This is a genomic window from Streptomyces sp. NPDC101776 (assembly GCF_044766845.1).
Taxonomy (GTDB): Bacteria; Actinomycetota; Actinomycetes; order Streptomycetales; family Streptomycetaceae; genus Streptomyces.
In genome coordinates, this window is the sequence record NZ_JBIWMV010000014.1 from 20,041 (window position 1) to 40,548 (window position 20,508).

Annotated in this window: 17 protein-coding genes; 12 read left to right on the forward strand and 5 right to left on the reverse strand. The window is 69.4% G+C overall.

Annotated features, from left to right (window positions below; translation table 11 throughout):
• Nucleotides 1–29: 29 nt before the first annotated feature.
• The 7 genes from sbnB (at nt 30) to ACIRRY_RS33745 (ending at nt 8,637) form a co-directional block, all read left to right on the forward strand.
• Nucleotides 30–1,037 carry a 2,3-diaminopropionate biosynthesis protein SbnB gene (sbnB, locus tag ACIRRY_RS33715; RefSeq protein ID WP_403980295.1) on the forward strand — a complete coding sequence of 336 codons (1,008 nt, stop codon included), beginning with the start codon at nt 30–32 and terminating at the stop codon, nt 1,035–1,037.
• Between the two features lie 40 nt (nt 1,038–1,077).
• Entirely contained in the window at nt 1,078–2,346 is a 1,269-nt protein-coding gene (locus tag ACIRRY_RS33720; protein ID WP_403980297.1) for a hypothetical protein, read from the forward strand.
• A 3-nt stretch (nt 2,347–2,349) separates the two neighbouring features.
• Nucleotides 2,350–4,152, forward strand: a complete 1,803-nt coding sequence (gene asnB / locus ACIRRY_RS33725) for an asparagine synthase (glutamine-hydrolyzing) (RefSeq protein WP_403980299.1) — start codon at nt 2,350–2,352, stop codon at nt 4,150–4,152.
• A gap of 97 nt (nt 4,153–4,249) precedes the next feature.
• Nucleotides 4,250–5,215 (forward strand): aspartyl/asparaginyl beta-hydroxylase domain-containing protein, encoded by a 966-nt coding sequence (locus ACIRRY_RS33730; RefSeq protein ID WP_403980301.1) that lies wholly within the window; start codon nt 4,250–4,252, stop codon nt 5,213–5,215.
• A 56-nt stretch (nt 5,216–5,271) separates the two neighbouring features.
• Nucleotides 5,272–6,582 (forward strand): acetyl-CoA carboxylase biotin carboxylase subunit family protein, encoded by a 1,311-nt coding sequence (locus ACIRRY_RS33735; protein WP_403980304.1) that lies wholly within the window; start codon nt 5,272–5,274, stop codon nt 6,580–6,582.
• Between the two features lie 444 nt (nt 6,583–7,026).
• Entirely contained in the window at nt 7,027–7,299 is a 273-nt protein-coding gene (locus tag ACIRRY_RS33740; protein WP_403980306.1) for a hypothetical protein, read from the forward strand.
• 60 nt (nt 7,300–7,359) lie between these two features.
• Nucleotides 7,360–8,637 carry an ATP-grasp domain-containing protein gene (locus ACIRRY_RS33745; RefSeq protein ID WP_403980308.1) on the forward strand — a complete coding sequence of 426 codons (1,278 nt, stop codon included), beginning with the start codon at nt 7,360–7,362 and terminating at the stop codon, nt 8,635–8,637.
• 387 nt (nt 8,638–9,024) lie between these two features.
• On the opposite strand, the gene ACIRRY_RS33750 is transcribed toward ACIRRY_RS33745, so the two are convergent.
• Together ACIRRY_RS33750 and ACIRRY_RS33755 are read right to left on the reverse strand one after the other, a co-directional pair.
• Nucleotides 9,025–10,695, reverse strand: coding sequence for an IclR family transcriptional regulator C-terminal domain-containing protein (locus ACIRRY_RS33750; RefSeq protein WP_403980310.1), 1,671 nt, complete (start codon nt 10,693–10,695; stop codon nt 9,025–9,027).
• 240 nt (nt 10,696–10,935) lie between these two features.
• Complete coding sequence (locus ACIRRY_RS33755) at nt 10,936–12,219, reverse strand: M6 family metalloprotease domain-containing protein (RefSeq protein WP_403980312.1); 1,284 nt, start codon at nt 12,217–12,219, stop codon at nt 10,936–10,938.
• Between the two features lie 277 nt (nt 12,220–12,496).
• Between ACIRRY_RS33755 and ACIRRY_RS33760 the strand changes: the two genes are divergently transcribed.
• Both ACIRRY_RS33760 and ACIRRY_RS33765 read left to right on the forward strand, forming a co-directional pair.
• A complete protein-coding gene (locus ACIRRY_RS33760; RefSeq protein ID WP_403980315.1) occupies nt 12,497–13,141 on the forward strand; it encodes a TetR/AcrR family transcriptional regulator in 645 nt (214 codons plus the stop codon).
• Between the two features lie 149 nt (nt 13,142–13,290).
• Entirely contained in the window at nt 13,291–14,850 is a 1,560-nt protein-coding gene (locus ACIRRY_RS33765) for an MFS transporter (RefSeq protein ID WP_403980317.1), read from the forward strand.
• Nucleotides 14,851–14,962: 112 nt separating this feature from the next.
• Here the strand turns inward: ACIRRY_RS33765 and ACIRRY_RS33770 are convergent, their stop codons facing one another.
• The gene (locus tag ACIRRY_RS33770; protein ID WP_403980319.1) at nt 14,963–15,469 is read right to left on the reverse strand and encodes a MarR family winged helix-turn-helix transcriptional regulator; all 507 of its coding nucleotides are present in this window, start codon (nt 15,467–15,469) and stop codon (nt 14,963–14,965) included.
• A 98-nt stretch (nt 15,470–15,567) separates the two neighbouring features.
• Here ACIRRY_RS33770 and ACIRRY_RS33775 point away from each other — a divergent pair, with 98 nt between their 5' ends.
• Nucleotides 15,568–16,371: a dioxygenase gene (locus tag ACIRRY_RS33775; RefSeq protein ID WP_403980321.1), complete on the forward strand. Its 804-nt coding sequence runs from the start codon at nt 15,568–15,570 to the stop codon at nt 16,369–16,371.
• A gap of 20 nt (nt 16,372–16,391) precedes the next feature.
• Here ACIRRY_RS33775 and ACIRRY_RS33780 read toward each other — a convergent pair whose 3' ends face one another.
• A complete protein-coding gene (locus ACIRRY_RS33780) occupies nt 16,392–16,922 on the reverse strand; it encodes a GNAT family N-acetyltransferase (RefSeq protein WP_403980324.1) in 531 nt (176 codons plus the stop codon).
• A 212-nt stretch (nt 16,923–17,134) separates the two neighbouring features.
• Here ACIRRY_RS33780 and ACIRRY_RS33785 point away from each other — a divergent pair, with 212 nt between their 5' ends.
• Complete coding sequence (locus ACIRRY_RS33785) at nt 17,135–18,133, forward strand: RNA polymerase sigma factor RpoD/SigA (RefSeq protein WP_403980327.1); 999 nt, start codon at nt 17,135–17,137, stop codon at nt 18,131–18,133.
• Between the two features lie 478 nt (nt 18,134–18,611).
• Entirely contained in the window at nt 18,612–19,334 is a 723-nt protein-coding gene (locus ACIRRY_RS33790) for a TetR/AcrR family transcriptional regulator (RefSeq protein ID WP_403980330.1), read from the forward strand.
• Between the two features lie 160 nt (nt 19,335–19,494).
• Here ACIRRY_RS33790 and ACIRRY_RS33795 read toward each other — a convergent pair whose 3' ends face one another.
• Entirely contained in the window at nt 19,495–20,460 is a 966-nt protein-coding gene (locus ACIRRY_RS33795; RefSeq protein ID WP_403980332.1) for a helix-turn-helix transcriptional regulator, read from the reverse strand.
• Nucleotides 20,461–20,508: the final 48 nt, after the last annotated feature.

Here is a 20,508-nt window from a genome sequence, read left to right on the forward strand (position 1 = left end):
ACCAGCAACGAGACAAGGGAAACCTCTGCATGTTCGACTTCCATGTCGTGGGCGGCGCCGCCCTGCGCACCCTCATCGACGCCTCGCGTCCCGACATCGTCGAGACGGTCCGCTCCGCCTACCTCACCCACGGTGACGGCGATTCGGTCAACCCGAACAGCTACTTCCTGCGCTTCCCGGAGAAGCCGGACGCCCGCATCATCGCGTTGCCCGCCCATCTCGGCGGCGACTACGGCGTCTCAGGGATCAAGTGGATCGCCAGTTACCCGCGCAATATCGAGCGCAACATTCCACGCGCCTCGGCCACACTGCTGCTCAACGACTACGAGACGGGCTACCCCTTCGCCTGCCTGGAGGCGTCCCAGATCAGCTCCGCCCGCACCGCCGCGTCTGCCGTCCTGGGTGCCCAGGAACTGACGGGTGGCCGTACCGCGGACCGGATCTGCCTGGTGGGCGCGGGGATCATCGCGCGCAACATCGCCGAATTCTTCGCCGGGCAGTCGTGGACCGTGAACCGCTTCGTCGTGCACGACCAGAACCCTTCCTACGCGGATGCGCTCACCCGGCACATCGGTGAACTCGGATACGGTGCCGAGCGCGCGGACTCCTTCGAACAGGCCACGGCAGACGCTGACATCGTCGTCTTCGCCACGACCGCGCCCGAGCCCTGGGTGACCCGGACCGATGCCTTCGCCGCCGGACAGACCGTCCTCAACATCTCGCTGCGAGACCTCGGCGCGGACGTCATCGCCGGTGCGCAGAACATCCTCGACGACGTCGACCACTGTCTGACGGCCAATACCTCCCCGCACCTGGCGGAACAGCAGCTCGGGCACCGCGACTTCATCGACGGCACCCTCGCGCACGTGATCCGCGGCGAGGTCGCCCCCGCGGCCGACCGACCGCGCATCTTCTCGCCCTTCGGCCTCGGTGTCCTCGACCTCGCCGTCGGACAGCGCCTCTACCGGCAGGCCGTCGACAAGGGCCTCGCGGTCTCGGTGCCGGACTTCTTCGGCGAGACGGAGCGCTGGAGCTGACGCTCGCACGCGCTTACTTCCCGTCTCACGAAAGGCCGCCATGCCGAACACCACTTCCCTTGCCGCTCTCAACGCCTCCCGATCCGCGCAGAGCGCGGAACTGGCCGCCCTCGCGGCAGGCCACGCTCAGCGATTCCCCTGGTACCGCGAACTCCTCCTGCGCCGCGGAGCCCTGGGCTCCGGAGCCCTGTCCGATCTTCCTCTCGTGGACACCGGTCTGCTCGGCGCGCACTACTACACCGCCGCTTACCCCCAGTTGCCGGATGCCTCTGCGTACCACACCTCGGGAACCTCCGGCGGACAGCGCAAGCGCATCCTCTACTCGACCGCCGATGACGACGCGTACATCGCCCAACGTCGCGCATTGTTCGGGGAGTTCACCGCGGTGGTACCGCGTGGCGCGGTGGCCGTCGCGGACCTCGGTACCGGCCATGCCGCCGCCTCGGCCCGACGTGTCTTTGTGGAACTCGGTTACGAGGCTCACGACATCGACTTCACCCGTCCTGTGGAAGAGCACGTCGCGAAACTCAACGCGTGGCGACCCGACGTCTTCTTCACCATGCCGATGATCCTCGACCGGCTCCTCCAAGCCCGGCCCGCTCTGGACATCCGGCCGCAGAAGATCATGGTCGTGGGCGATGTCGCGCCCCCCGCATGGCGTGCCCACGTGGCGAAACGATTCGGCCTGCGGCCCGAGGACGTCCTGGACGTGTTCGGCTCGATCGAGATAGGGGCCATCGGGCATTCGTGCGCCGAGACGGGCCTGTACCACTTCCACGACCACATCGTTCCCGAAGTCCTGACTCCCGAAGAGCTGAGCCGGCACACCGAGAACGAACTGGTCCCGTCCCGGCAGGAAGGCAGCGGGGCGCTCCTGCTCACGTCCTTCACCCGCGACTACTTCCCCGCGGTGCGTTACGTGACCGGCGACGCCGTCACCGGTCTGCGCCGCATCCATCACGAGGGCCGCGAGGTGTTCGCGTTCGAACGCATCGACGGGCGGCTCGCCGGCGACTTCAAGCACGGTGAGCGGATCAGCAACCACGACTTGACGCAGATCATGGCGGAGGTCTTCCCCGGCCGCCCGTTCGAGGCGGGTGACGACGACGGCCTGGTCATCAGAGTCGTCGCCGAAACGGTGGACGACGACCAGGTAGCCGCGGTCCGCGCGGCCGTGGACCGGCGGGCTCCCGATGTCGCGCAGATGATCGCGTCCGGACTGGTCGGACCGGTGCGTGTGCAGGCCGTCACGCCGGACGGACTGCGGTCGGGCCAGGCCAAGCGACGCCTCGACCTGAAGGAGGGCTGACCGGTGTGCGGAATAGCTGGAACAGTGTCCCTGGGACATGCTTCTGCCCACACCTCGTACGCCCTCGCCGCCTGCGCGGCCATGACGCACCGAGGCCCGGACGAGACGGGGTCCTTCACCACATCGGACGCCTCCCTGGCGATGTGCAGGCTGAAGGTCATCGGCCTGCACGACGGCTCCCAGCCCGTCTTCAGCGACGACGGCACGGTCGTCTGCGTCCTCAACGGTGAGATCTACAACCACCAGGAACTGCGCGCCTTCCTCGCCTCGCGAGGACGCCCGGTCCACGGCGGCAGCGACGCGCAGGTACTGCCGCACCTCTACCAGGAACTGGGTGAGCACTTCGTCGAGCGGCTGCACGGCATGTTCGCCGTCGCCGTGTACGACACCCGTGCCGACCGGCTCGTCCTGGCCACCGACCGGGTCGGCAAGAAGCCGCTGTTCTACGCGAAGCCCGATGGTGATTCGGTGGCGTTCGCCTCGGAGCTGCCCGCGCTGATGCTGCACCCCGGCATCGGCCGGGACATCGACCCCCTCGCCGTGGACCAGTACCTCGGCTACCGGGTGGTCCCCGCACCGCACACGATCTACCAGGACGTCCGCAAACTGGAGCCGGCGACGACCCTGGTCCTGGAACGGGGTCGGCCCGAACGGCGCCGCAGGTACTGGCAGTTCGACTTCACCGCCGAGCTCACCGACCTGCCGCAGGCCGATATCGACGAGCGCATCGATGCGCTGCTTCAGCAGGCCGTGCAGGACCGGTTGGAGTCGGAGGTGCCGCTCGGCGCGATGCTCAGCGGCGGGCTCGACTCCAGCCTCGTGGTGGCCATGGCCACCAAGCAGCTCGGTGGGCCCCTGCACACGTTCTCCGTCGGGTTCGAGCACGCTGCCTTCGACGAGTCGGTGCACGCCCGCGCCATGGCCGAGCACTGCGGCACCTGGCATCACACGTACCAGATCGGTCCGCAGGACGCGATGGAGGCCGTCGACACCATCCTCAGCCACATGGGGGAGCCGTACGCCTTCCCCTCCGCGATCGCGGCCTCCTGCATGTACAAGTTGGCCAGGCAGTACGTGACCGTGGTGCTGACCGGTGACGGATCCGACGAGATCTTCTGCGGCTACGGCCGGTATCAGCGGCTGCGCGACCTCTCAGCGGGAGGGAGCCTCGCCGATCGCTACGAGGGCGTCCTGCTGGACGGCGTTCCCCACGCGCTCAAGAGTCGACTGTACGCGGCCGACTTCGCCGCACGGCTGCCGCGCCAGCCGCACAACTACCTGCGGGCCCGCTTCGACCGCACCGACCCCTCGGTCCCCGACCTGGACCGCGCCATGCAGGTCGACAGCGGATTCTGGCTGTCCGACGCCCAGTTGGTGAAGATCGACCGGATGTCGATGGCGCACTCCGTCGAACCCCGCAGCCCTCTGCTCGACCACCGGCTGATCGACTTCGTGACCCGTATTCCCGCGGACCGCAAGCTTGTCGGCCGCGAGGAGAAGGCCCCGCTCAAGCGGGTGGCCGCCCGTTACCTGCCCCGACAGGTCCTGGACCGCCGCAAGCAGGAACTGGCCGTGCCCCTGGAGAGCTGGCTGGGCACGGAGCTGCGGTCCACGATCAGCGACACGCTGACATCCGAAGCCGCCCTGGAACGTGGCTACTTCGACCCGGATGCCCTGCGCTCCACGGTTCACGACTTCCGCCCCGAGCACAGCTACGCGCTGTGGACGCTCTACATGCTTGAGCGCTGGCACCAACTGCAAGAGGACAGCACGGCCCGCGAGAAGGCCGCCGTTGCCCACGCTTGACGCCCAGGCCCTCCACCGACCACCTGCCTGTCCGAATCCGTAACTGAGCAAAGGAACCGCCGTGTCACCCTCTGCATCACTTCTGGGCACCGTGCCCATGCCGGCTGAGGCAGCCCGGCTCAAGCGCACCTTCGACGCCGACCGGCTGCTGCGCGAACTCACCTCGGTGCGTGAGCACACCTGGGACCAGCAGCGCGTCTACACCGAGGACGGCGTCGGCGCCTCGACCGACGTCGACTGGCGCTGCCTCGCCCTGCGCAGCCCCGGCGGCGATGGCGACCGCACCGACCCGGGCGGTCCCGGTCCGCAGGACTTCGCGGACACCGTCTGGCTCGACCGCATCCCGTACGTCCGCGACATCCTGGAGTCCATCCCGGCTCCACTGCACGCGGTCCGGTTCATGGCGCTCGGCCCGGACACAGTCGGAATCGACCACACCGACCCCAAGTACGGGCCGCGCTGGGGTGTCGGCCGGCTGCACGTGCCGGTCGTGACCAACCCCGAAGCCGTGCTCGTCCTCGACGGTGTCGAGCACCGTTGGCAGCCGGGCGAATTCTGGTTCGGCGACTTCAGCCGCACCCACCGCGTACAGAACAGCGGGAGCGACGCCCGGGTGCACCTGGTCATCGATGTCCTGGTCACCCCGGGACTGGTGGCTCTCTTCCCCGAGGCCTGGCAGGAGTACTTCCGCGACGGCGAGATCCTCTTCAACCGTCAGGAGTGGCCGCAGACCGTCGAAGAACGCCGACGGCTCGGAACCACCCGCTTCTCCCTGCCTGCCACGTTCCACCTGTGGGAGGACGACACCGCACTCTCGGCCGACCTGCCCCAGGAGACGGCGACCCTTGCAGAGGACGGCGAGCACATGGTCCTGCGCCTGCCGGGTGACCGGGTCTTCGCGCTGGTGCACATCGGTGAACACGAATACCGCTTCGCCGGCTGGAGCGAGGAGCGCACCATCCAGGTGTTTCCTGACGGGCCGGACCCCCGGGTCGTCCTGCGCACCCGTGAGGGCAGCCAGGTCCGCGAGCTGACCCTGTCCGCCGAACGCCTCTCCGCCTGATCCACCACCGTGCGGGACGCGACGCGCTCGCGTCCCGCACCCGACTGAGGGAAGCCATGACAGCCGTTGTCGTCATCACCGACCTGGTCGTACTGGCCAAGCATCTACGTCTTCTGGACCTGGCCGAACAGCGCGGCGTGACACCGCTGTTCGTGTTCGGGCCCGAGACACCCGCCGAGGAACTAGCCCGGCACCGCAGTGACCCGGCACACCCGCTCTCCCGCATCCCGGACGAGGGCCTTCGCCACGTCACGGACACATCGCTCGAGACGGTGCTGCGCGCGGTCACGCCATGGCTGCGCGAACACGCGGTGCGTGCGGTGCTGAACGTCGGTGAGGTGTTCGTGGAAGCCGCCGGGGCTCTTGCCCAGACCCTCGGCCTGCCCGGTCCCGGGACGCATGCGGCGCAGGTCTGCCGCAACAAGGTGCTCCAGCGTCTGGCAGCGCCCGCCCTGGCCCCGCGATGGACCCTGCTGGATACGACGCGCAGTACTGCCGCGGATGGCTGGGAGGTGTTCCCCGCCGTACTCAAACCGGCCTCGCGGATGTCGAGTTCGGGTGTCCGAGCGGTCATGGGGCCGGCCGGCATCCGCCCGCTCCTGCCCGACTACGGTGCGGACGAGCTGCTGTTGCTCGAGGAGCGGATCGAAGGCCGTGAGTTCTCCGTCGAGACACTGGTACGTGACGGCAGTGTGCTGTGGGCGGGCATCACGGCGAAGGACACCAACGAATCCGACACCTCGTTCTTCACCGAGACCGGCCACACCTCGCCCGCGCCCCATCTCACCCCGGACCAGGAGCGGCTGCTGCTCGGGGCCAACGCGGAGTTCCTGCGGTCTGTCCGGTTCGGCACCGGCATGAGCCACGCCGAGTTCCGGCTGACCACCGATGACCGGGTCGTCCTGATGGAGGCCGCTGCCCGGCCGCCTGGTGACGCCATCACGCGCCTGTGGCGGCTGGCCACTGGTATGGATCTTGATGCGGCCCTGCTGGACCTCGTGCTCGGTATCGAACCGGTCATCGCGTCACCGCGGCGTCGGGCCCGGCAGGCCTATCTCGACCACCCCCGGGGCCTCCTCGCGGACGTGACCGCGGACGGCGTACCCGTGCACTGGGTCAGTGAGCGGGGCCAGTGGCCGGACCTGCTGCCGATCCCGAAGGAGGCACCGGCACGGGGGCACGCGGTCCTGGTGAGTCGGCACCACGGCGACGTGCTGGGTGACCAGTCCGACTCCAGAGGCCGGTCGGTCTCCGTCGTTGTGGACGCTCCGCTCGACGACGACATCGACGCCGCCGTGCTCGGGGCGACCTGGTCCATCACGATCCATACCGTGCCTGTCGAGGCGCCGGAAGAAGTCGTGCGTTGACCGGCCGCACCGGCACTGCCGACACCGCCCGTGCGGTGTGCGACGTCGCCGACGCACAGGCGGTGGCCCGATTTGCCGCGCGGACGATTCTTGTCTCCGGGCCACCCGTGCCGGGGCGGCCGCGAAGGCCGCTGCCGATGATGCTTCCGGTGTCGTCGGCGGCCCGCCTGTCACCGTGACACACCTCGACGGCAAGCGGTTCGGGCTACGGGTCCTCGGGCTCGGGCGGTGCCGGTTCACGGCTCCTCTGGCGCCGGAGGCCACCCTGCGGGGCCGATTCTGTGACGGCCGGACGACCGACGACCCGGCGTACGCCGGCGGCGGGAGTCCGATCACGGAGACGATCGGCCGCGGCGGCATGGCCGCCGCGGCCATGCCCTTGCAGGATCACTCCGCCGGCACACCCGAGTACCGGATTCCCGCGCTCGCTCACCGAGGTGTGCCGTGCGGCACTTCAACCAGGTCGTCTTCAGCGGTATCTCCATCGCATCCGTCCTCGGCGTGCCGTTCGGCACCTTCATCGGTCGGTCCAACTGGCGTATCGCGTTCTGGGCGATCGCCGGGATCGGCGTCCTGATACTCGCTGCTGTGATCTTCCTCGTGCCGTCCCTCGAACCTCGTGCCGTGGTGCCCCTGGCTGAACTGCCCAAGCTGCTGCGGGACGGCACTCTCGCCGCCCTGCTGATGACCCGGTACCGCATCGCGCGCCCCGAGTAGCACGTCCTGTCCCGTTCCCGCTCCATCTGCACATCCAACGCTCCGAACGAAAGAGTCACCATGCCGACACTGACCCAAAAAGAACACGTAGTAATTGTGGACGCCTACTCGGGCGGCCGATACCTGATCCCGGCCTTCCAAGCTCTTGGATATCCAGTCGTTCACGTTCAGTCTGGATCGGTTGGTCCCTTTTCTCGTGACAACGAAGTGGCGGCGGCCCGCGCCGACATTCACCTGGTCAACGATGGCGACGTCAGCGCATTGGTCGAGACTCTGCGTGCGGCGTCCACGCGGATTGTGCTGGCGGGGAGTGAGGGTGGAGTACTCCTTGCCGATCAACTGGCAGACAGCTTGGACCTGCCATTTCGCAATCACGCGGAACTGTCCATGGCGCGGCGCGACAAGTTCGACATGCAGGACCAGCTCCGACAGGCGGGCGTGGCGAGCATCAAGCAGGCTCGCGTCACCGATGCGGAGGAACTTGATGCCTGGCTGACCTCACATGAGGCATATCCCGTTGTGGTCAAGCCGCTGCTCAGTGCGGCGACAGAATCCGTGTTTGTGTGTCACTCGCAGGCTGAAGCCCATAAAGCCCTCGATGTAATCATCGGGAGTACCGACCTGTTCGGGAACCGGAACGATGCGGCGGTATGCCAGGAGTTTCTGGTCGGTGTCGAGTATGTGATCAACGGCATGGCCTGCCAAGGGCGTTACTCCTTCACGGATGCATGGCAATCCGACAAGGTCGACAACCACGGATTTCATGTCTACGACACGCAGTACCTCTTCTGTGAAGAAGATCCGGGCTTTACGGAGATAGTCGAGTACGTCGGTGACGCATGCCGCGCACTCGGGCTTGTGAACGGTCCTTTCCATGCCGAGGTGATGCTTACGGACAGGGGGCCCGTATTGATCGAGGTCGGAGCGCGTATCGCGGGTGGTGCCGATCCGTATGTTGTCGAGAGCTGCCTGGGGCACTCGCAGGTCAGGTGGCTGGTACAGGCTTCACTGAACCCCGTCGCGTTCACTCAAGCTCGGGAACTCCTGCCGCCTGTCCCGCGGTCCCAGCGGGCTGCCTACGTGTACCTGATTGCCAAGACGGAGGGGCGAGTTCGAGAAGCCGATCTCTCCAAATTCCTCAGCGTCGGCGGCGTGATGCACATCAGTTATCAGTATGCGCCGGGTGACCGCCAAATGATAACGAAGGATGCGATCACTGCCGCAGGAGTGGTCCTCCTGACTGCCGAAACTCAGGAAGAGCTCAACGGTCGGGTGCGTCAGGTTCGAGAAATTGAGGCTTCGATGTATGAGGCAATCATTGACAGGGAATCAGTTTGATGAAGCCACGGGCCCGATGACTGCGAGGTGTTCTCCTTACGTGGTTGGCGGGGTTGGTCCCGGTCCCTCGTAGGACCGGCAGGCCCAGGGTGCCGGGTGTGGCTCGGGTGTGTCAGCCCGTTGGCGGCTCTGCCCGAGCCCCCGACGCCTGGGCACACCAGGCCGAGAACCGCGACGTCTCTCAGCGGCGCGCTGCGACCATGCTGACCCGCACCGACGCCGGACGCGTTCCCGGAATCAAGGAGCCGCGTTCCCGACCGACTCTGCGAGAGGGCCACCCTGGCCTGCGGCTTGTCAATTTTCCGCAAGGCCCACGAAGGCGGGACGGGAACCACCCCGCAAGGCGGCCCAGGACAGGGTGCCGTTCGGTTCCGTGGGTGTGGAGGGTCAGGACGTCGGCAGACCTGTGAAGCGCCCCGCCACCCGCACATCCCCCTCGATCGCGCTCGCCGTCGTGCTCAGTTCCGGGAGGATGTCCCGGACGTACTCCTCGACCGACCGGCGGGCCACATGGGTCGCCGTGTTCAGCGCGGCGACGACCCGGCCCGTGCGGTCGTGGACCGGTACCGCGATCGAGCGGAGGCCTGCTTCGAGTTCCTCGTCCACCAGGGCGTAGCCCTGCGCGCGGACCGTTTCCAGGGCCGCCGTCAGTGCCGCCGGGTCCGTCAGGGTGCGCGGGGTCAGGGGGCGCAGGCCGCCGAGTGCCTGCCGGAGCCGGGCCGGGTCGGCGTCGGCCAGCAGCACGCGGCCCAGTGCCGTCGCGTACGCCGGGAAACGCGTGCCGACCGCGATGTTCACGCTCATCACCCGGCTCGTCGCGACCCTCGCCGTGTACTGGATGTCGTCGCCCACGAGGATCGCCAGGGACGCCGACTCGTGGATGCGGGCGGTGAGGGCGGTGAGGTGGGGGAGCGCCAGGTCGGCGAGGGTCGTACGGGAGAGGGGCGGGAAGCCGAGGGACAGGACCCGGGGTGTCAGGGTGAAGCGGCGGTCGCCGGACGGGGCGACCAGGCCCAGGTGTTCGTAGGTGATCAGGGCCCTGCGGGCGGTCGCCCGGGGCAGGCCCGTCGCCTGGGCGACCTCCGTCAGGGTCAGCTCGGCGCGGCCCTCGCCGAACGCGGTGAGGACCGTGAGCCCGCGGGCCAGGGACTCGACGAACTCCCGGCCCAGTTCCTGCTTCGAGGCCCCCGTCCAGGTCGCGAGCCCGGACGGGGCGGCGGCGGACTCGGTCCGGGGCAGCGCGCGCAGATCGTCCTCCATCGCCCCGACGGCCGCCCGCAGCCGCGGCAGCAGCGTGCTGCGCAGCTCCGCCGCCGTGTGCCGGCTCGTGTGGCTCACGACGCTCGCCACGCACGCGATCGTGCCGGTACGCGGGTCCCGCACGGGCACGGACACCGCCACCAGCCCCGGTTCGATCAACTGGTCGTCCAGCGCCCAGCCGTCCTGGCGTGCCCGCGCGGCCGCCCGTTCGAAGTCGGGGCCCGGGGAGGACGAGGACCGCGGGGGTACGGCCGGGAACTCCCGGTCCTCCGGGTCCGCCGTCCGCCGCTCCCGCCAGCGCGCCCAGTCCGGCTCCGTCCACTCCGTCGCGAACAGCGGGCCCGGCGCGGTGCGTTCGGCCGGCAGCAGGTCGCCGATGCGGAAGCTGAGGGACATCGCGCGGCGGCGGGTCGCCTGGTGGATGAAGCGGATGCCGTCCCGGTCGGGGACCGCCAAGGACACCGACTCGTCCAACTCGTCGGCGAGGGCGTCCGCGCGGGCGTCCAGGACGGAGGGCAGGCGCAGGGCGGCCAGATAGGCGTTGCCCAGTTCCATGATCCGAGGCGTGAGAACCGCGTCCCGGCCGTCGAGACGGACGTAGCCCATGCGCGCGAGCGTCCCGGTGATCCGGTCGACCGTGGAACGGGCGAGCCCGGTGGCCCGTTCCAGTCCGCTGAGGCTCAACACACCGCCCGCATCGGTCAGTTGGCGCACCACCGCGACCCCGCGGATCAACGGCGCGACCGCCTCGGCGGGCACGGCGGCGGCACGGTCGTCCAGCGTGGGCTCGGCGGGCATCGATTCTCCGGTACGACGATCTCGGGCAGCCCTACGGTAAGCCCGCGGCCGGTGCGGTCATCGCCGACGGCGCTACCGGGAGCCCGCTCCTGTCGGGCCAGTCGGGTGCCGCCGAACCCGCGACACCGGCTTTAGGAGAGCCGTGCTCCACAGAGCTCTGCTCCACAGTGCCGTGCTCCACCACCCGGGCCGGGCGACCGCGACCGTGCCACCCGTGACCGCCCCCGAGTCGCTCCACCGCTACCGCGTCCGCGTCACCGTCACCCGATAGTTCCCCGCCGTGTCCGCCCCCACGACCGCCACCCGGACGCCCCGCCCCGGATCGCGGAAGATCTCGCCCGCCGTGAACGGTGCGTCCGACAGTTCGGCGTGCACATTGGGGCTTCGGGTGCAGCCCCCGCTGTCCCGGTGGGCGTCGTACACCTTCACCGGGCCCATCCCCGTGTCGACGTCCGCCTCCACCTTGTAGATGAGGACGCCGGGGCGGCAGACCGCCTCGTCGTTGCCCTCGGGGGTGCGCAGCTCCAGGGCGTAGCCCGTCCGTCGGGAGAGCGGGACGAAGACGAGTCGGGTGCCGTCGGTGCCCGGCCGCTCCAGCGGGGTCAGCGTGTACTCCGAAGTCCCGCTGCTCATCGCGCAGTTCACCTGGGCCGGGTCCAGCCAGCCGAGCTTCCACTTGTGCCAGCCGAGGAGGTCGTTGTTGGCGCCCCAGTCCTCGCTCATGATGTCCCAGTGGCCGACCGCGCCCCCGCCCTCCTGGGTGTAGAGGTCGGGCAGGCCGAAGACATGGCCGTTCTCGTGCGGGAGGACGCGGTAGCCGGTCTGCGCGTAGGAGCCGGAGCCGTCGTCCTGGCGGGAGTAGACGAAGGAGGCGTTGGAGACGGGGACGCCGTCGGCCACCGGGGCCTCCGTGTTGCCCGCGAACGTCACCGACAGGACCGTGTCCAGGGCGGAGGGGCCCGCGTTCGGGGTGACCAGGACGTTCAGGAGGTCGTAGCGGCGGAAGTCCACCGTCGGGTCCGCCGCGGCCACGATGTCCTGGACGAGCTGCCGGTACCCGGGGTCGAAGGGCGCGCCGCGCTCTATGCCGTAGGACCTGAAGGACTTGGGCATGCGGAGCCAGTGGGTGACCGGGGTCTCGGGGCGGTAGTCGAGGCGGCCGTAGGAGCTGGTGGCGAACCACTCCTGGGTCTTGGGGAAGAACTCGTGGTAGCGGTCCATGGCGCTGCCCTGGCCGGGGGCGTCGGAGAAGTCGACCATCAGGGTCAGGGCGTGGACCGTGCCGGTGGAGCGGGAGTAGCCGCCGGGGGTGGGGATGCCCTCGGACATCTGGACGTCCAGCGGGCCGTTGATCATGCAGGGGCCGAGTGCGGAGGTGCGGGCGAGCGCGACCGGGCCCGCCGCCGTCATGGTGCCCGGGGTGAGGTGTCCGGTGCCGGCCGAGGTGCTGACCGCGAGGGTCAGGACGGTCACGGACGCGAGGGCGGCCACGCGGCGCGGGCGTATCCGACGGCTGGGCTGCATGCAGGGAGACCCTTCGCGCCACGGCAGCCGCCGGTCTCCGGCTGCACCCTTTCGATCACCCTGAGTCGTGGGGGGCGAGGGCGCGCGCTGGAGGAGACCGACCGTGTGGTTCCGGAAGACGGAGCTGAGGAGGGGTCCAAACGGAATGTGACCCAGGTCACATCAAATGTCCCACTGAGTGGGAAATAACCGGGGACCGTTTCCCCGTTTGGTCATGTGTCCGAGCGAAACGGGGACTGCCTCCCCGGATCGCCCCGAGTAATCCAAGGAGTACGCCGTGACGACCGCGACCCCCGTACAGCGAAAGGTGACCCGGCCGCGCGCCGACGCTTTGCGCAACCGGGAGCGGATCGTCACCGCCGCCCGCGAGATGTTCGTCGAGTTCGGGCCCGATGTGCCGCTCGACGAGATCGCCCGCCGGGCCGGCGTCGGCAACGCCACGCTGTACCGCAACTTCCCGGACCGCGACGCCCTCGTCCGCGAGGTCGTCTGCTCGGTCATGGACCGGATCGCGGAGGGCGCGGAGGTGGCACTCGCCGAGACCGGCGACGCCTTCGCCGCGCTGGAGCGCTTCGTCCACGACTCCGCGGACGAACGGGTCGGCGCGCTGTGCCCGATGATGGCCAGCACGTTCGACCACTTCCATCCGGATCTGGAAGCCGCCCGCAAGCGGGTGGAGGAGCTCATCGGCGAGGTCATGGAACGGGCCAGGGAGACCGGGCAGCTCCGGTCCGACGTGGGTGTCGGTGACGTGATGGTCGCCGTGGCCCAGCTCAGCCGGCCCCCGGCCGGCACCGGTTGCCTCAGCGCCGACCGCTTCGTACACCGACACCTGCAGCTGTTCCTGGACGGACTGCGGGCTCCGGCCCGCTCGGTCCTGCCCGGTACGGCCGCGACGATGGAGGATCTCCGGCAGCCCTGACCGATCAGTTCAGAGCGTCACGCCAGTCTCAACAACAGGCTTCCGGCTCTCGTCGACGTAGACGAGCCGTCCCCGACCACGTCCTTCCAACGTTTTCCACGTCCTTCTTCCGTATTTTTCCGTCACGAAGTCCCGAAGTGGGTACCGCCATGTCTGAAACAGCTCGAAGCGCCCCCGGCGCTCTCGACAAGGCCTCCGAGGCCGAGCACGAAGCCCATTCCAACCGCTGGAAGGCGCTCGCGTTCATCGCGCTCGCCCAGCTGATGGTCGTGCTTGACGCGACCATCGTGAACATCGCCCTCCCGTCCGCCCAGACCGACCTGGGCATCTCCGACGGCAACCGGCAGTGGGTCGTCACGGCCTATGCCCTCGCCTTCGGTGGTCTGCTGCTCTTCGGCGGTCGCATAGCCGACCTGTGGGGCCGCAAGCGCGCCTTCGTCGTCGGTCTGACCGGCTTCGCCGCCGCGTCCGCCCTCGGCGGTGTGGCCACCACCGGCGCCATGATGTTCGGCGCCCGTGCCCTCCAGGGCGCCTTCGGCGCACTGCTCGCGCCCGCCGCGCTCTCCCTGCTCGCCGTGATGTTCACGGACGCCAAGGAACGCGCCAAGGCGTTCGGTATCTACGGCGCGATCGCCGGTGGCGGCGGCGCCGTCGGCTTCATCCTCGGCGGTGTGCTGACCGAGTACCTCGACTGGCGCTGGACGTTCTTCGTGAACATCCCGTTCGCGATCGTCGCCGCGCTCGGCGCGTACTTCGTCATCCGCGAGCCGGAGGGCGGCCGCAACCGCAACCCGCTCGACATCCCGGGTGTCCTGCTCTCCACCCTCGGCCTGGTCTCGCTCGTCTACGGTTTCACCCGCGCCGAGTCCAACGGCTGGGGCGACTCCTCGACCGTCGCGCTGTTCATCGCGTCCGCTGTTCTGCTGATCTCGTTCGTGGTCGTCGAGGCGAAGGTCAAGGCCCCGCTGCTGCCGCTGCGCGTGGTCACCGACCGCAACCGCGGCGGTATCTACCTCTCGCTCGGCATCGCCATCATCGCGATGTTCGGCACGTTCCTCTTCCTCACCTACTACCTCCAGGTCGTCAAGGGCTTCTCGCCGATCAAGACCGGCTTCGCCTTCATGCCGATGATCGTCGGCATGATGGTCGGCTCGACCCAGATCGGCACCCGCCTGATGACCCGCCTGCCGGCCCGCCTGCTCATGGGCCCCGGCTTCCTGGTCGCCGCGGTCGGCATGCTCTTCATGACGCAGCTGGAGATCGGCTCGTCGTACGCCTCGATCATCCTGCCCGCGATGCTGCTGCTCGGCCTCGGCATGGGTACGGCGTTCATGCCGGCCATGTCCCTGGCCACCCTGGGCGTCGAGCCCCGGGACGCGGGTGTCGCCTCCGCGATGGTCAACACCTCGCAGCAGGTGGGCGGCGCCATCGGTACGGCCCTGCTGAACACGATCGCCGCCTCCGCGACGACCGCGTACATCAAGGACCACATCGCCGGCGCGGGTACCTCCAAGACCCAGCAGCAGCTCGTCGCGCTACAGGGTCAGGTGCACGGCTACACCAACGCCATCTGGTTCGCCGTCGGCATGCTGGTGACGGCCGCGGTCATCGTCTCGGTCCTCGTCAACGCCGGCAAGCAGAGCTCGGACCCGGTCGCCTCCGGTGACGGCGTCGAGGACGAGTTCAAGATCCCGGTCGTCGCCCACTGACGACGCCCGACCCGGTCGTACCCCCTTCGCACCATCCGTACGTACGGGGAAGGGGACGCCCCGTACGTACGACTCCCAGGAACTGCCCTGGCTTCAAGCTGAGTTGAGCGGCTCAGCGGAGCCAGGGCAGATCCGCGCCCGCTTCGTTCGGCTGAAGTCCCTCGGCGACGATCTCCATGATCTCGCCGAGGGACTTCTGCTGTTCCGGGCTCAGCCGCTCGAACAACGCCTGCCGTACGGCGGTCACATGGCCCGGCGCGGTACGGCTGAGCACGCCGTGGCCCTCGTCGGTCAGCACCGCGAACTGGCCGCGCTTGTCGGAGGGGCAGTCCTCGCGGCGCACCCACCCGTTCTTCTCCAGCCGCGCGATCGCGTGCGAGAGCCGGGAGCGGGTGATCTTCGCGTTCATGGCCAGCTCGGTCATCCGCAGCCGGCGGCCCGGCGTCTCGGCGAGCTGGACGAGCAGGCCGTAGTAGATGTGCGGCATGCCCGCGTCCCGCTGGAGCTGGCGGTCCAGATGGTCCTCCAGGAGGGTGCTGGCGTGCATGTAGAAGCGCCAGACCTGCTGCTCCTCGGCGGTGAGCCAGCGGGGTTCTGCGGAAGTGGGTGCCGTGTTCATGCACTCCACTGTACGAGAGCTCTCCTTGAAAGTTAAACAAACGAGGCGTAAGCTTCGGTACAGGGAATTTGAGAGTTCAAGCATGGGGAGTGACCGACATGTCCACCGCCGCACCGGAGCGCATGCCCGCCCTGTACCTCAGCCACGGCGCGCCGCCCCTCGCGGACGACCCGGTCTGGCCCGGCGAACTCGCCGCCTGGTCCGCCGGCCTCCCTCGCCCCAAGGCGATCCTCATGGTCTCCGCCCACTGGGAGGAGGCCCCCCTCGCCCTCGGCGCCACCGACCCGGTCCCCCTGGTCTACGACTTCTGGGGCTTCCCCGAGCACTACTACCAGGTCCGCTACGACGCCCCGGGTGCCCCCGAACTCGCCGCGTCCGTAAGGAAGTTGCTGCGTGCCCCGGGCATCCCCGTACAGGACGTCCCGGACCGCGGCCTCGACCACGGGGCGTACGTCCCGCTCGTCGAGATGTTCCCGGCCGCCGACATCCCGGTCCTCCAGGTGTCGATGCCGACCCTCGACCCGGCGAAGCTGATGGACATCGGCCGCAAACTCGCGCCGCTGCGCGACGAGGGCGTCCTGATCGTCGGCTCCGGCTTCTTCACCCACAACCTCGCCGCGCTGCGCCACACCGGCGGGGGAGTGCCCACCTGGTCCTCCGAGTTCGACGACTGGGGCAGGCGCGCGCTGGAGGCCCGCGACTGGGACGGCCTGCTGGACTTCCTGCACAAGGCACCGGCCGGGCGCTACGCCCATCCGCGCACCGAGCACTTCGCCCCGCTGTTCGTCACCATGGGCGCGGCGGAGGCGAGCGGCGAGCTGGACGCCCCGGAGGCCTTGAACCCGTCCGTGATCGACGGCTTCTGGATGGGGATGGCGAAGCGGTCGGTGCAGTTCGGCTGATGCCGTAGGACCTGTGGGACCTACAACTCCTTCTCGTACCAGGCGACATCCCAGTAGCGGCCGAACTTGCGGCCCACCTCCCGGTGGGTGCCGATGTACCGGAACCCGAAGCGTTCATGCAGCCGCGTGGACGCTTCGTTGGGCTGTGCGATGCCCGCGTACGCCCGGTGGACGTCCTCGGTCGCCAGGTCCGCCAACAGGGCTTCGTAGAGCAGCGTTCCGATGCCGCGGCCGGCGGCGTCCGGGGCGAGGTAGACCGTGAGCTCGACCGAGGTCGAGTAGGCGGGCTTCGTCCGGTAAGGGCTGGATGTGGCGTACCCGAGGATTCGCTGTGAGTTTCCTTGGAAGGTCCCGTCGACGGCAACCTTCAGGCGGTATGGCCCGTCTTCAGGGTGGGAGAGCAGCCAAGGGCGGCGCTCCTCCGGTGTGAAGGCGACGGTGTCGAAAGTGATCGGCGTCTCGCGTACGTAGTGGTTGTAGAGGTCGGTGAGGGCGTCGAGGTCACTGTCGACTCCCGGCCTGACCTGCACCTCTGTACGTTCCGACAGCATCGTTACCTCCTTGTGGCCGGACAGGGTACTGCAAGATCAGAAAAATAGGGGAACGGGTTGGGAATTCTGTCCGGATTCCAGTCGTTGTTTCCATCAGATGCAGGGCACCCGAGAAGAGTGCCGAGGCATCACAGGAACACCTGACGAACACCTGCTGACCCTCCCCCAGCGCCAAAGGGCCTGGGGGGACCCCCATTCGCAAGGGAGCACGCATGGCAACCCGTGCCGTAGCCCGTCGTAAGTCCGCCTCCGGCGAGACCTCCGGCGTGGCGCGCAGTGTTCGCGCCCATGGCGGCGAGATCGCCGACCGCGACCTGGTCGGCATGTACCTCGACGAAATCGCGCGCACACCGCTGCTCGACGCCGCCAAGGAAGTCGAGCTTTCACAGACCATCGAAGCGGGCGTGTTCGCGCGCCAGGTCCTCGACGGCGAGGAGCGGTCCCAGGCGGACGCCTCCCGCGAGGAGCTCGAAGCCCTGGTCGCCGAGAGCGAGCGGGCCAAGGACGTCTTCATCCGGTCGAACCTCCGGCTGGTCGTGGCCGTGGCCCGTCGCTACCCCCGTAGCGGCCTGCCCCTGCTCGACCTGATCCAGGAGGGGAACGCGGGCCTGGTGCGCGCGGTCGAGAAGTTCGACTACCGCAAGGGCTTCAAGTTCTCGACGTACGCGACCTGGTGGATCCGCCAGGCCATCACCCGCTCCATCGCCGACCAGTCCCGGACCATCCGGCTCCCCGTCCACCTGGTGGAGGAGCTGGGCCGGATCCGGCGCGTGCAGCGCGAGTTCAACCGGAAGAACGGGCGGGAGCCCGAGCACGCCGAGATCGCCGCCGAGCTGGAGTCGACCCCGGAGCGCGTGACGAACGTCCTGGACTGGGCGCGCGACCCGGTCTCGCTGAACATGTCGGTGGACGACGACGGCGACACGCAGTTCGGTGACCTCCTGGAGGACACCTCCGCGGTCTCGCCCGAGCAGTCCGTCATGACCCTGCTGCGCAGCGAGGAACTGGACGACCTGATCGGCCGCCTCGACCAGCGTACGGCCTCCATCATCAAGATGCGGTACGGCATGGAGGACGGCCGGGAGCGCACGCTCACCGAGGTCGGCAAGGAGCACGGCCTGACGCGCGAGCGCATCCGTCAGATCGAGAAGCACGCCCTGCTGGAGCTGAAGAAGCTGGCGAGCCAGACCGGGTTCGACGCGGCGGCGTAGGCGGCGAGCGGTCGTGAGTGCGGGGTGATGGTGCCGGGGGCGTGAGCCTCCGGCCCCCGGCCCGGCAGTCGCGGGGGCGTGCACGAATGCAGTGCGCGCTGGTCCGCGTGCGCCCGGTGGCGGGAGACCGCGCAAACATGGCCGTGGAACGCCGCTTCAACCTGCGGAGCTCTGGGAACAAGACTCCAGGGCCCAGGAGTTGGGGGTCACGGCCGCTGCCTCCAGGCCCCCCTGAGCCAAGTCCCGACGCAATCCCCCCCCGGCGCCGGGACTCTCCCGAACCGGACTTCGGTGTCTGTCCCCCCAGGCGCCGAGGTCCGGTTCTTCTTGTACAAGGGACAGCGGGACAGGTGGGGGAGAAGTCGGGCGAGTGGCGGTTGAGGTGTCGGGCACGCCAGGACGGCGGGGCACCCCGTACCTGAACCCCGGGGTGGCCCGCCGAATGGCAGATTGTGCCACAGAGGCATAGCCTGCCGAAGTGAGCAGCCCCACCCCAGCATCCGATTCCCGCCGCGTCTCCCCCTCCGCCCCGCTCTCGCTGACCGAGCGGCGCAAGGCCGAGACCCGGATGGAGATCGCCCGGGCGGCGGCCGGACTCTTCGTGAAACACGGGCTGCGGGCCACCCGCGCCGAGGACATCGCCCAGACCGCGGGCATCGCGCCCCGCACCTTCTACCGCTACTTCGCCACCAAGGAAGAGGCCGTCGCCCCGCTCTACGCGGCCGGCGCCGAGCGCTGGGCGGAGGCGGTCCGCGTGGCCCCGCCCGCGCTGTCGGTACCGGAGGCCCTGGAACACGGGGCACTCCACACGCTGACCCCCGGAGTCGGCGTCTCCGTCAACTCCTGGACCTGGGTCCGCCCACTGATCCGCATGGCGGAGTCCAGCTCCGGCCTGCGCAAGGTCTGGGCGGAGGTCTGCCAGACCGGCGAACGCGCCCTGGGCGAGGTCCTCGCGGAACGCATGGCCAAGGCCGAAGACGCCAACACCGCGCAACTCCCGCCCGCGACCTCCCCGGAACTACGCTTCGCCGCCGCCGTCGCAAGTGCGGCCGTACGCACGGCTGTTGAAGGCTGGGCGTTCGAGGACGAGCCGACCGGAACGGACGCCCGGTCCGGCCCGGCGGAGCTGGCGCTACGGAACCTGCGGGTGTTGCGGCACCTGCCGTGGGGGGAGATGGGGCGGGCGCCGGGGAGGGTGTGAGGCGCGTTCAGGTAGCGCCTGCGCGGCTGAGCGGTTCCCTCCGGGGGGAGTTCGGGTGGGTGTCGGGGCCGGCCTGAAGCGTGCTCGCGCGCTCTCGTGCGGCTGAGCCGTTTCTCCAAGGGGGATGGAGGGCAGGCGCCGGCCCCGGCCCGAGACCGGTTCACGCGCCGCCCGCGCGGCTGAGACGCTCCCCCAACTCCCTTACGCATCGGACCAGTTCGGCCGGTTCGTGCACCGTGAACTCCCACTCCAGCATGGCCAGTCGTACGGCCAGCCAGTGCACCGCGTCGCCGGTCGTGGCGCGTAGGCGGCAGCTCTGGTCGTCGAGGGGCTCCGGGGTGCCGAGCCAGGCCGGGACGCGTGCGGTGACGGCGTCGGCGGGGGCGGCGACGGTCACGACGTACTCGTAGGTCTCCTGGCGGTGGTACATCGACTGCCGCAGGTACTCCGCCGCGCTGCCCGTCGGCAGCTCGCGCGGGGTGAAGCGCGCCCCGGTGGCGAACGGTCGGCTCACCCGGTCGACCCGGAACGTCCGCCAGTCCTCGCGATCGAGGTCGTAGGCGACGAGGTACCAGCGTCGGCCGGTCGAGACGAGCCGGTACGGCTCCGTCACGCGGCGCGACTCCGTGCCGTCGCCCGCGCGGTAGTCGAAGCGCAGCCGCTCCTGCCCGGCCACCGTCGAGGCCATCACGGTGAGCGTCTCGGGGGCGATGCTCGCGCCGTCGCCACTGGTCAGCGGGGTCGTGGCGGCCTGGAGGGTGGCGACCCGGTGCCGCAGCCGGGAAGGGAGGACCTGTTCCAGCTTGGCCAGGGCGCGGACCGACGCCTCGTCCACGCCCTCCACCGCGTGCCCGGCGCCCGCGCGCAGCCCGACCGCGATCGCCACCGCCTCCTCGTCGTCCAGCACCAGCGGGGGCATCGCCTTGCCCGCGACCAGCCGGTAGCCGCCGTCGGAACCGAGCGTCGCCTGCACGGGATAGCCGAGCTCGCGGAGCCGGTCGATGTCGCGGCGGACCGTGCGCCGGGACACCCCGAGCCGGTCGGCCAGCTCGCCGCCGGGCCACTCGCGGGGCGTCTGGAGGAGGGAGAGAAGCTGGAGGAGCCGGGCCGGGGTGTCCGTCGTCATGAGTTCTCCGTCGTCGCCGTCTTCGCCATGGATTCGAGGATGCCGCAG